This is a genomic window from Shimia marina, assembly GCF_001458175.1.
Classification (GTDB): Bacteria; Pseudomonadota; Alphaproteobacteria; order Rhodobacterales; family Rhodobacteraceae; genus Shimia; species Shimia marina.
In genome coordinates, this window is sequence record NZ_CYPW01000001.1 from 67743 (window position 1) to 78762 (window position 11020).

Here is an 11020-nt window from a genome sequence, read left to right on the forward strand (position 1 = left end):
CGCTAGGGCATGCTGCTGCCATATTTGTCCAAGAGGAAAGATGCGTGTAAAGGCCGTCTCAGGTTTGAAGTAGAAAGTAGAGTACAGTGTCAGAGGTTCACAATTCTTCGCTGCCGTCCCAGAGGCTGCCCGTTTATCGGGCTGAAGCTCTGACCGTGACGGATGGGGCAAATCTGGGAGATGCGCTCTCCTTTGCCGAAGAACTGGTGCCCGATGATATCTATACGCTGAGCGCGGATGCGCAGGAGCAGAGTCTGGCTCTGCGTACGGATGGCGAAGGCCAGAATTATGTTGCGGGTGGCGCGGGGCTGGGCACGGCGGATGCCCGTATTTTTCTGGATTGTGTGGCAACTTTCATGCCCCCCAGCGGAGACACCATCGAGGTACTCGTGCTGGTGGAAGTGGATGATGACGGCGGCGTGGTGCAGATTTACGGCGCGCCTCTGGCCCCCCTCACCCCCAAGATGGCCTATGTGCTTGTGGGGATAGACCGAGCAGCGGCCTCTACCCGTCTGGCACAGCTGGCCTGTGTGAGTTTCACCAAAGGCACCCGGATCACCATGGCCACCGGGGAACAGAAAGCAGTGGAAGATCTGCAAGTGGGGGATCGGGTGCTGACGCGTGACGATGGGCCCCAAGAGCTGCGCTGGATGGGGCATACCGTTCAGCGGGCCACTGGCGAATTTGCACCGATCGTGATCACAGCCGGAACGCTCAACAACACCGGGGATCTGCGGGTAAGTCCCGATCACCGGCTGTTTGTGTATCAACGACAGGACCATATCGGTGTGGGGCGCAGCGAGCTTCTGGTCAAGGCGCGTCATCTGGTGAATGGTGACACCGTCTATGCCGCCGAAGGTGGGTTCGTGGACTATTACCAGATCATGTTTGACACCCATCAGATCATTTTTGCCGAAGGAATTTCGGCGGAGACCATACAGATGGACATGCGCACGAAGGCGGCGCTACCCAAAGAGGTCACCGAAAAAATCCACCAGCACAGCGGCCACAATGGTCGGCGCAGCGCGCCTGCCCATCTTGAGGTGCATGAAAGCCTGCTGGATCGCCCGGATGCGGTTGAGTTGCTGCGCCGCGCCTCTTCCAAGTAGGATTGAGCCGCTTTTCCTTGCGAAAAGACGCTGTGGGACCTATACGCGCGACCATGTTGGACACGAGCACAAACCGCCCCGAATTGCCGCCCGAGATTGCGCGCCGTCGCACCTTTGCGATCATTTCGCACCCGGACGCCGGTAAGACCACGCTGACAGAAAAGTTTCTTCTGTATGGTGGTGCCATTCAGATGGCGGGTCAGGTGCGCGCCAAAGGGGAAGCCCGGCGCACGCGCTCGGACTTCATGCAGATGGAAAAGGATCGCGGGATTTCCGTATCCGCCTCGGCCATGTCGTTTGATTTTGGCAATTTCCGCTTCAATCTGGTGGATACGCCGGGCCACAGTGACTTCTCTGAAGACACCTATCGCACGCTGACCGCTGTGGACGCGGCAGTGATGGTGATTGACGGTGCCAAAGGTGTGGAAAGCCAGACGCAGAAGCTTTTTGAAGTCTGCCGTCTGCGGGACCTGCCGATCCTGACCTTCTGTAACAAGATGGACCGCGAAAGCCGCGACACTTTCGACATTATTGACGAAATTCAGGAAAACCTCGCGATTGACGTGACCCCGGCCAGTTGGCCGATCGGTGTCGGGCGCGATTTCCTTGGCTGCTATGACATGCTCAACGACCGGTTGGAGCTGATGGATCGCGCCGACCGGAATGTGGTCGCAGAAACGGTGCAGATCGCAGGTCTGGATGATCCGAAACTGGCCGACCATGTGCCGGAGCATCTGCTGGAACAGCTGCGCGAAGAGGTGGAAATGGCCAAGGAGCTGCTGCCGCAGCTGGATCCGCAGGCGGTGCTGGAAGGGCATATGACTCCGATATGGTTTGGCTCTGCGATCAACTCCTTTGGCGTGAAAGAGCTGATGGATGGCATTGGCACCTATGGGCCTGAGCCGCAGGTGCAGACCGCAGAGCCACGTAAGATTGCCCCCGAAGAGAAGAAAGTTGCAGGCTTTGTGTTCAAGGTGCAGGCCAATATGGACCCCAAGCACCGCGACCGTGTGGCCTTTGTGCGCATGGCCTCTGGGCATTTCAAACGTGGCATGAAGCTCACCCATGTGCGCACCAAGAAGCCCATGGCGATTTCCAACCCGGTGCTGTTCCTCGCTTCTGACCGGGAGCTGGCAGAAGAGGCCTGGGCGGGGGATATCATTGGTATTCCCAACCACGGCCAACTGCGCATTGGGGACACGCTGACCGAAGGGGAAGCGCTGCGGGTTTCGGGCATTCCGAGCTTTGCGCCGGAATTGCTGCAAGGCATCCGCGCAGGCGATCCGATGAAGGCCAAACACCTTGAAAAGGCGCTGATGCAGTTTGCCGAAGAAGGGGCGGCCAAAGTGTTTAAGCCGATGATTGGCGCGGGCTTCATCGTGGGGGTTGTGGGCCAGCTTCAGTTTGAGGTGCTCGCCAGCCGGATCGAGATGGAATACGGTCTGCCGGTGCGGTTTGAACAGAGCCAGTTCACCTCTGCGCGCTGGGTGCATGGCACCCGCCAAGCGGTTGAAAAATTTGCGGATATGAACAAGCAACACATCAGCTATGATCATGATGGCGATGTGGTGTTCTTGACCCGTCTGCAGTGGGACATCGACCGTGTGGCCCGCGATTATCCTGATGTCACGCTGAGCGCGACCAAGGAAATGATGGTCTGACACAGGTTGCGATTGCACGGGGATTTTCCCCGTGCGAACATCGCCCCATGACTGAGACATCCCTCACCTACCCCGGCGGTTTCGCCTATATGATGGAGCGCTACGAAGGCCGGCGCGATCCGTTTGACTTTGGGCCTGAAGACCTGCCTGCAGTGGACGTCAATCTGGGAGTGCTGCGGGAGGCGATTGTGCCGGAACGCGCCGCACAGAAAGGCCCGGCGGATCCCAATACAAGCTGGGTCCGCAAACGGCGCCAGATTGCGGAGGAGTTTGTCGGCCTTAGCGAGCTGGCCTTTTTGAATGCGCAGCTGATTTCCAACCTGCGCAAGCGCGCCTATCCGGCGCAGGCTCCGGCGCTGTTTCGCCGGATCTGGGCGGAAGAGGCCGATCACCTGTTGGGCACACTCAATCTGCGCTGGCTGGTGAGCTCGGTGCAGACTTTTGCCGATCATGGGGAAACCGCCGCACAGCGGGAGGCCGGACAGGGGCTGCGCATGCTGTTTGGCATGATGAAGCTTTATGAATTTGAGCGCAGTTTTGGTGGGCTGGACCCCAGCAAGGAGCATGGGTTTGGCAAACGTGTCAAAACTCGTCTGCCGCTGGATATGGAGCCGTTTTCACTGCTACATGGCGGGCTGGATATCAATGTGATCGCCCCCGTGTGGGAGCTGTCGCAAAAAGACCCGGTGATTGCGCCCTTGGCGGAGCATCTTTTGCAGGAGTTGATTGCAGAGCGCGGTGGCGTGTTTCGACGGCTGGCGCAGATGCGCGCCAAGAAGGCACGGCAGCAGGCGCGCAAATGACCAGACCCGCAGCCAGCTGGGGCGTGGTGGCCACCATCAAAGCCCCCGCGCAGGAGATCCTCAATTTTGCGGCCCATCATCTGGAGCTGGGCGCGCAGCATATCTGGATTTATCTGGATGCCCCCAACCCGGAGGTGAAGCCCTTTCTGAAGGCGCATCCACAGGTCACACCGGTGAGCACCGGCGAAAACTATTGGATCAAGGCGCGCGGGAAGACACCGCCGATGCATCAGGTGCGTCAGTCTTTCAACGCCCGACATGCCTATCAACGGGCGCAGCATGTGGACTGGCTGCTGCATTGTGATGTGGATGAATTCCTCTTCTCCGAGCGCGCGATTGGCGATCAGCTTGCCGCGCTGCCTGCGACCTGTTTGAGCGCCCGCGTGCGCCCGGCAGAAGCCTTGAGCAACCCCGATGGCAGCGCCGATCCGCTGTATTTCAAATCCTTCATCGAAGACAAAGCCGCGCGGCGGCGGATTGTGGCAGAGGTGTACCCCACCTTTGCGCCCTATCTTAAAAACGGCTTTGTCAGCCATGTGGCCGGAAAGATGTTTGTGCGCACCGGACAAGAGGACATGCGGCTGAAGATTCACAATGTCTTTCAGGGGGAGCAGCAAAACCCCGGTCAGCAGGCGCTGACGGACATGACACTCCTGCATGTGCACACCGCCGGTTGGGCCCATTGGGAACAGAGCTTTGTCTATCGCCATGCCAAAGGCTCTTATCGCGATGAACTGGGCGCGGCACAGGCGGAGGGCAAGGGTGGGCTTAATCTGCACAAGCTTTTTGCCCATCTGGCACAGGAGCCCGATGGGCTGCGCGATTTTTATGAGGCGGTCTGTGTGGCGCATCCAATGTTGCTGGAAAAACTGGCCGCGCATGGTGTTTTGCAAGAGCACCGGCTGGCTTTGGCGGTAAAACGGCGGAAACACTTCGCAGATTTTGAGCCAAGTGTTTCCCAGTAAACGTCAATTCCGACGGTAATGTCGGTTTCGTTGACCTGAGGCCCTGGGTGTTATAGAAGGCGTCGTGGATCGAATTCACCGCGTGTTGCGGGGCCATACGGGCCTGATCCTGAAAGCCGCTACGGGCCAAAGAGTGTCCGTAAATCACGGATACATATGACAAAATTCTCTGATCTGAATCTGAACCCGAAGGTGATGAAAGCCATCACCGAAGCTGGTTATGAAAGCCCAACCCCCATCCAGGCAGGCGCGATTCCTTCTGCGCTGGAAGGTCGGGATGTTTTGGGCATCGCGCAAACCGGCACAGGCAAGACCGCCAGTTTCACTTTGCCCATGCTCTCACTATTGGCCCGTGGACGCGCCCGCGCCCGGATGCCGCGCAGTCTTGTGCTGTGCCCAACGCGGGAACTGGCCGCGCAGGTGGCAGAGAACTTTGACACCTATTCCAAACATCTGAAGCTGACCAAAGCGCTGTTGATTGGCGGGGTGAGCTTTAAGGAACAAGAGCTGATCATCGACAAGGGCGTGGACGTGCTGATCGCCACCCCCGGTCGCCTGCTGGACCATTTTGAGCGTGGCAAGCTGATCCTGTCTGACGTGAAAGTCATGGTGGTGGATGAAGCGGACCGCATGCTGGATATGGGCTTCATTCCCGATATTGAGCGCATCTTTGGCCTGACACCTTTCACCCGTCAGACGCTGTTCTTCTCGGCCACGATGGCACCAGAGATTGAGCGCATCACCAACACTTTCCTGTCCAACCCGGAACGCGTGGAAGTGGCCCGTCAGGCCACAGCCAGCGAAACCATTGAGCAGAATGTTGTGATGTTCAAAGCCTCTCGCCGGGATCGTGAAGGCAGCGAAAAGCGGCGGGTGCTGCGCGCGCTTCTGGATGCGGAAGGCGACACGTGCACCAATGCGGTGATCTTCTGCAACCGCAAGACGGATGTGGACATCTGTGCCAAGTCTCTGAAGAAATATGGCTATGATGCCGCGCCAATCCATGGCGATCTGGATCAATCGCAGCGCACCAAGACACTGGATGCCTTCCGGGGTGGCGAACTGCGCCTTCTGGTGGCCTCTGATGTGGCCGCGCGCGGCCTTGATGTGCCCAGCGTGAGCCATGTGTTCAACTTTGACGTGCCGGGCCATGCGGAAGACTATGTGCACCGGATCGGGCGTACCGGCCGTGCCGGGCGTGAGGGCAAGGCGATCACCATTTGCAGCCCGCGCGACGAAAAGCAGTTTGAAGCGGTGGAAGCGCTGATCCAGAAAGAGATCCCGCGCATTGAAAACCCGGTGAAGGTTGAGCCCCGCAAGCCGCGCAAACCCAAGGAAGAGGCCCCCAAAGCGGAGGCCAAGCCTGAGGTGCAAGAGGCAGCAGCAGAGCCGCGCAAAGCGCCCGCGCAGGGCGGACGCGATGACACCCGTGGTCGCAGCAACAGCAACACGCGCGGACGTGGCCGTGGTCGCTATGACCGTCGCGACGACAATCAGGTTGTTGGCATGGGCGATCACATGCCCAGCTTCATCGCGCTTAGCTTTGAAGAACGCCGCAGCCAGTAAGGCGCCCCGCACCAACAGAGGGGCGGCGCTGAATACAAACATCTGATGCCAAGCATCAAAAAAGGGCCCTTTTGAGGGCCCTTTTCTTTTGTGCGGGTGCTGTTTTTGCTCGGATGGTGGGATGTCAGCTCAGGCGGCTGACAATCACGGTCACTTCGGGCTTTTTGCCAATTTCATCGCGCGCGCTGTTGCGGACGATGCGGCGGATGTCACCTTCGAGTTTGTCGTCATCAGAAAGCGTTTTCTCTTTCGCGCGGCCCAGATATTGGGTGACGTCCTCTTCGAGCACATCCACCAGCGGTGCCTGAGAGCGGCCGATTTCTGGCAGACCCATCAGTTCGCACCAGGCCTCGCCCAGTGGCTCATCATCTTCATCCAGCAGGATGGTCACGATCACATGACCATTCATCGCCATGCGCAGTCGATCACGCACGATGCCGTCCAGCGCGCCGATTTGCGCACTGCCGTCCAGATAGGTGCGACCGGTTTCCACATAGCCCGCAATAGAAGGCTGATCCCCGGTGAGGTCCAGCATGGTGCCGTTGACCGCGACAATAGAGGCGCGGCCGCTGGCGTTTGCGAGCTTGGCATGCTCCCGCAGGTGGCGGTGTTCGCCGTGGTTCGGGATCACCATGGTCGGGTTCACGATCTCATGCATGCGCGCCAGATCCGGGCGGTTGGCATGGCCGGAAACGTGATATTTGCCAGAGCTGTCATCGACCACATCCACGCCCATTTCAGAGAATTGGTTGATGATGCGGATCACGCCTTTTTCGTTGCCCGGAATGGTCTTGGAGCTGAAGAGGAAGAGATCGCCTTCTTTGAGCTTGATGCCATTGTATTTGCCGCGGGCGAGCTGCGCGCTGGCGGCGCGGTGTTCCCCCTGAGAGCCGGTCACCAGCAACATCAGGTTTTCGCGCGGGATGGTGGCGGCATCTTCGGGGCTCACCACCTTGGGGAAACTGTCGAGCACGCCGGTTTGAATGGCGGCTTCGATCATGCGGCGCATGGCGCGGCCCATCAGGCAGATGGAGCGCCCGGCCCGGTCGCCAGCCTCTGCCAGCGTTTTCACGCGGGCCACGTTGGAGGCAAAGGTGGTGGCCACAACCATATTGGGGGCCGCAGATACCAGCGCCTCAATCTCTGGCCCCACAGAGGCTTCAGAGCGGCCTGCATGGGGGGAGAAGACATTGGTGCTGTCACAGATCAGCGCCTTGACCCCATCTTTGGAGACTTCGGCCCAGAGCGCGGGATCAAAAGGTTCGCCAACCAGCGGGGTTTCATCCAGTTTGAAATCGCCAGAGTGGATCACGCGGCCTGCCGGGCTGTCGATGACCAAAGCTGCGCTTTCGGGAATGGAGTGGCTGACCGGCAGGAAGCCCACTTTGAACGGCCCCACTTCGGTGACCTCAGGCCATGGGGAGACGGTGCGCACCATCTCTTCGGGCTGTCCCCGATCCGTCATCTTGTGACGGGCCAGATGGGCGGTGAAGGCGCGCGCATAGACCGGCACCTCCAGTTTGCTCCAGTAGTGCCCCACAGCGCCGATGTGGTCTTCGTGGCCATGGGTGATGAACACGGCCTCAAGCCGGTGTTTGTTTTCTTCCAGCCAGCGGATGTCGGCAAAGATCAGGTCAACACCCGGGCTGGTTTCCATGTCGGAAAAGGCCACGCCAATGTCGACGAGGATGAGACGCTCATTGTCTGCTGGCCCGTAGCCGTAGACATAGGCATTCATGCCAATTTCGCCGGAGCCGCCGAGCGGCAAATAGATTAAGCGGTCGCTCATGCGCCCTGCTCCTTGTTAAAGTCGTGGATGACGGTCAAGCCGTGCATCGTTAAATCATCTTCGATGGAGTCAAACAGATGGTCGCCCTGCTCAAAGAGCGGTGCGAGCCCACCTGTGCCCACCACTTTCATCGGGGCGCCGTATTCGGCCTTGATCCGGGCAATGATGCCTTCGATCAGGCCGGTGTAGCCCCAGAACACCCCAGACTGAATACAGCCCACGGTGTTGGTTCCGATCACTTTTTCCGGCTGGCTGACATCGACGTGGGGCAAGGCCGCTGCGCCGGAGTGCAGCGCTTCCAGACTGAGGTTCACCCCCGGTGCAATCACGCCGCCCACATAAGCGCCATCCGCTGCCACAACATCAAAGTTGGTGGCGGTGCCAAAATCCACCACAACCACATTGCCGCCGTGACGGTCATAGGCCGCCACCGCATTGGCCAGACGATCCGGCCCCGGCTGCGCCCCCTGATCCACGCGCGGGGTATGGGGCAGTTTGCAATCGGGTTTGCCAACCACCAGCGGGCGGCAGTTGAAGAACCGATCCGCAAAGACCCGCAGGTTCCAGACCACACGTGGCACGGTAGAGGAGATAATCACATCGGTGATGTCCGCATCGATCCCATAGTGATTGATCAATGTGGAGTACCACGTGAAATAGGCATCTGCCGTGCGCGCGTGGTGCGTGGAGGTGCGCAGTGTGCAGAGAAATTTTTCACCATCCCAAATGGAGAACACGGTGTTGGTGTTGCCACAGTCAATGGTCAGAAGCATGGGTGGAGATCCCCCTTAAGTGCGGATCAGAAAAAAATGTCTGCCGCGGGGATGGCCACGCGGCCCTTCGCGGTCTTCAACACCAGATTGCCTGCGCTGTCCACTGTTTCAAAGGTTCCTGTCGTTTCGTCACGTGTGGTGCGTGCTGTGATCACCTCACCGATACGCGCAGCCCGGGCCAGCCAGGCGGTACGGATGGGCTCAAACCCATAGGTGGCAAACTGTGCTTCCCACTGTGCATAGGCCGGGGCCAGCGCATCCAAGAACTCTTCGGGACTGACCGCAGCGCCGGTTTCAGACAGGAGCGACACCGGGCGCGTGGCCTGTGTCTCGACCGCGCCTGTATCTGGTGCCTGTGCCAGATTGACGCCAATGCCGATGGCGATATGGCTGACTGCGCCGCCCGCCATGCCCGCGCTTTCCAACAAAATGCCCGCCACTTTGCCACCATTGAGCAGCACATCATTGGGCCATTTCAGAGACAGCCCGTCGCTGCGGCCGGTGACGGCGACAAAGGCATCATAGAGTGCCAGCGAGGCCACAAACGACCGCAGGGCCACCTGATCGGGGCTTTCGGCGGGACGCATGACCAGCGTGCCGGCAAAATTGCCATTTGGGTCCACCCATGCGCGCCCACGGCGCCCACGCCCCTGCGTCTGGCGCAGGCCGAGGATCCATTCCGGCCCGGCAAGCTGGGGCGCAATCCGTGCGGCTTCGGCGTTGGTGCTGTCCACTTCCGCCAAAACACGGCGACCATAGTCCTGAGGCCAGTTGCTCATCGTTTGTGTCTTCTCACCAGATTTGTTTGCTTGGTCGAAACGACCCGTCCCAATGCCCCTATCAAATGAAACGGCGCGCCCCAAGGGGCGCGCCTCATTCTTTTACCGATCCTCTACAGATCAGTGATGTGGCATCAACGCGGCAGCGGCGGTCTGTGCTGCGCTGTCAACGCCAAAGAAATTCACAATCCCCAGAAGCATCACCGCAGCGCTGGCGGCAAGCAGGATGTTCTGTACCGGGGAGCGCGCCTGATCAAGGCCGTCCGTCTCTTCACCGAAATACATGAAGTACACGATGCGCAGATAGTAGAAGGCCCCAATCACAGAGGCAATCACACCGGCAATCGCCAGCCATGCCAGCCCGCCTTCGAAAGCGGCGCGCAGCACATAGAGCTTACCAAAAAAGCCGAGGAATGGTGGCACACCTGCCAGCGAGAACAGCAGGAACAGCATGGCCAGTGCGCGGCCTGAGGACTGTTTGGAATACATGTTCAGGGAGGCAATGTCGGTGACCGGACGTCCGTCTTTTTCCATGGAGAGAATGAAGGCAAAGGTACCGATGTTCATCGCCATGTAGATCGCCATGTAGACCAGCATCGCTTCGATCCCAAGCGCGGTGCCCGCCGCAAGGCCCATGAGGGCGTAGCCCATATGCGCAATGGAGGAATAGGCCATCAGGCGTTTGATGTTGGTCTGACCAATGGCCGCGATGGCGCCAAGGAACATGGACAGCACAGAAAGCAAGGCCAGGATTTGTTGCCAGTCGCCAATCACACCGCCAAAGGCATCAAAGAGCACCCGTGCAAAAAGCCCCATAGCGGCCAGTTTTGGCGCGGTGGCAAAGAAAGCCGTGATCGGGGTTGGTGCACCTTCGTAGACATCCGGGGTCCACATGTGGAACGGCACGGCAGACACTTTGAACGCCAGACCAGAGACCACAAAGGTCAGGCCAAACAGAAGACCCAGCGGCGCATGGCCATGGCCGACCGCTTCGATGATGCCCGCAAACTGCGTGGTGCCTGAGAACCCATAGACCAGCGAAGAGCCATAAAGCAGAAGACCAGAGGACAGCGCCCCGAGCAGGAAATATTTCATCCCCGCTTCGGTGGATTTGACGCCGTCACGACGCAGGGACGCGACCACGTAGAGCGCCAGAGACTGAAGCTCCAGTCCCATGTAGAGCACAATCAGGTCGCCTGCGGAGACCATGGTCATCATGCCCACCATCGCCAGTGAGACGAGGATGGGATACTCAAACCGTAGCATGCCACGGCGGGACATGTGATCTTGTCCCATCACCAGAACTGCCGCCCCGGACAGCAGCATCGCCACTTTGGCAAAGCGGGAGAAGGCATCGTCGTTGAAGGTGCCATTGAACGCTGCATTGTCGCCGTTGCCGGACACACCAATCCAGACCCCAAGCAGGATGAACACCCCGGCCGTGACCCATGTGAGCAACGGTGCGAGCTTGTCCTTCCCGGTATAAACCACGGTCACCAGCGCCAGCATGGCATAGAGAGCCAGAAGGATCTCTGGGAGAATGATATTCAGATCAGCCTGAAGCATATCTCAAGC

At 59.2% G+C, this 11020-nt stretch carries 9 protein-coding genes; 5 read left to right on the plus strand and 4 right to left on the minus strand.

Translation table 11 applies throughout. The annotated features are described in order from the left end of the window. Positions 1 to 86: 86 nt before the first annotated feature. The 5 genes from SHM7688_RS00325 to SHM7688_RS00345 all read left to right on the plus strand — a co-directional run bounded on the left by SHM7688_RS00325 (position 87) and on the right by SHM7688_RS00345 (position 6104). Positions 87 to 1109, plus strand: a complete 1023-nt coding sequence (locus SHM7688_RS00325) for a Hint domain-containing protein (protein WP_083498796.1) — start codon at positions 87 to 89, stop codon at positions 1107 to 1109. A gap of 53 nt (positions 1110 to 1162) precedes the next feature. Then, entirely contained in the window at positions 1163 to 2770 is a 1608-nt protein-coding gene (locus SHM7688_RS00330) for a peptide chain release factor 3 (protein ID WP_058238032.1), read from the plus strand. A 47-nt stretch (positions 2771 to 2817) separates the two neighbouring features. Beyond that, positions 2818 to 3573 (plus strand): hypothetical protein, encoded by a 756-nt coding sequence (locus tag SHM7688_RS00335; protein WP_058238033.1) that lies wholly within the window; start codon positions 2818 to 2820, stop codon positions 3571 to 3573. Then, positions 3570 to 4538: a glycosyltransferase family 2 protein gene (locus SHM7688_RS00340; RefSeq protein ID WP_058238034.1), complete on the plus strand. Its 969-nt coding sequence runs from the start codon at positions 3570 to 3572 to the stop codon at positions 4536 to 4538. The genes SHM7688_RS00335 and SHM7688_RS00340 overlap by 4 nt, the downstream gene beginning before the upstream one ends. Positions 4539 to 4694: 156 nt before the next feature. Next, positions 4695 to 6104: a DEAD/DEAH box helicase gene (locus SHM7688_RS00345; protein WP_058238035.1), complete on the plus strand. Its 1410-nt coding sequence runs from the start codon at positions 4695 to 4697 to the stop codon at positions 6102 to 6104. Between the two features lie 124 nt (positions 6105 to 6228). Here SHM7688_RS00345 and SHM7688_RS00350 read toward each other — a convergent pair whose 3' ends face one another. The 4 genes from SHM7688_RS00350 to nuoN all read right to left on the minus strand — a co-directional run bounded on the left by SHM7688_RS00350 (position 6229) and on the right by nuoN (position 11011). Further along, the gene (locus SHM7688_RS00350) at positions 6229 to 7893 is read right to left on the minus strand and encodes a ribonuclease J (RefSeq protein ID WP_058238036.1); all 1665 of its coding nucleotides are present in this window, start codon (positions 7891 to 7893) and stop codon (positions 6229 to 6231) included. Next, positions 7890 to 8666, minus strand: a complete 777-nt coding sequence (locus tag SHM7688_RS00355; protein WP_058238037.1) for a type III pantothenate kinase — start codon at positions 8664 to 8666, stop codon at positions 7890 to 7892. The genes SHM7688_RS00350 and SHM7688_RS00355 overlap by 4 nt, the downstream gene beginning before the upstream one ends. Positions 8667 to 8692: 26 nt before the next feature. Continuing rightward, the gene (locus SHM7688_RS00360) at positions 8693 to 9445 is read right to left on the minus strand and encodes a biotin--[acetyl-CoA-carboxylase] ligase (RefSeq protein ID WP_058238038.1); all 753 of its coding nucleotides are present in this window, start codon (positions 9443 to 9445) and stop codon (positions 8693 to 8695) included. Positions 9446 to 9565: 120 nt separating this feature from the next. Continuing rightward, the gene (gene nuoN / locus SHM7688_RS00365; RefSeq protein WP_058238039.1) at positions 9566 to 11011 is read right to left on the minus strand and encodes an NADH-quinone oxidoreductase subunit NuoN; all 1446 of its coding nucleotides are present in this window, start codon (positions 11009 to 11011) and stop codon (positions 9566 to 9568) included. Positions 11012 to 11020: the final 9 nt, after the last annotated feature.